The sequence below is a fragment of the Streptococcus infantis genome (assembly GCF_001579645.1).
Classification (GTDB): domain Bacteria; phylum Bacillota; class Bacilli; order Lactobacillales; family Streptococcaceae; genus Streptococcus; species Streptococcus infantis_E.
Map to the genome: position 1 here is coordinate 168,842 of NZ_KQ970819.1, position 803 is coordinate 169,644.

Below are 803 nucleotides of genomic sequence, written 5' to 3' on the forward strand. Positions count from 1 at the left end.
AATCCTCTTTTCTAAGCGTTTCGCTAATCTAGTTAGAAGAGTGATAATCACAAGGTAGAAGACTGCGAGAATTGCATACATTTTGAAACTTTGATAGTTACGAGCAATGATAATCTTACCAGTCTGGAAGAGTTCTACCAAACCGATTGCAGATACGATTGTTGTATCTTTCAAAGCAATCACAAATTGGTTGACGAAGTTTGGAAGCATGAGCTTGGTTGCTTGTGGCAAGACAATCTTACGCATGGTTTTTCCATATGAAATACCAAGACTTCGACTGGCTTCCATTTGTCCAACAGGAACAGCCTTAATACCACCACGTACGATTTCAGCAATGTAGGCAGCTGAGTTTAGGGAAAGTGCGATAGTACCAGCGACAAAGTCGTTGATTGGACTTTGTTGACCTGTAAGGGATTCGATAAAGTTAGGAATACCCCAGAAAATAAATGCTGCAAGAATCATGAGTGGAATACCACGGATAACGTCAACGAAAATCTCTGAAATCAAACGGAGTGATTTATAAGGGCTAACGCTAAACATACCAAAGATAATTCCGATGAAAATCGCAATTACAAATGAAATAAGTGCTAATGAGAGGGTAATTCCAAGTCCGCTGAGAAGTTGTTTGTAGTTGTTTTTCAACAAGCCCCAGATAGTTGTTTCATCAGCGGTTGAACTTGTAGTAGTAGAATCGCTAGCTAGATACTTATCAAGAATTTTTTGGAATTCACCGTTTGCTTTAAGATTTGCTAGTCCCTTGTTAAACTTCTCTAGCAATTCTGGATTGCTTCCTTTTTTAACTG

General features: G+C 38.7%; 1 protein-coding gene. It reads right to left on the bottom strand.

The annotated features are described in order from the left end of the window. A partial coding sequence (locus tag SINDD18_RS05165) for an amino acid ABC transporter permease (RefSeq protein WP_241497344.1) occupies nucleotides 1–803 on the bottom strand: 803 nt, incomplete at both ends.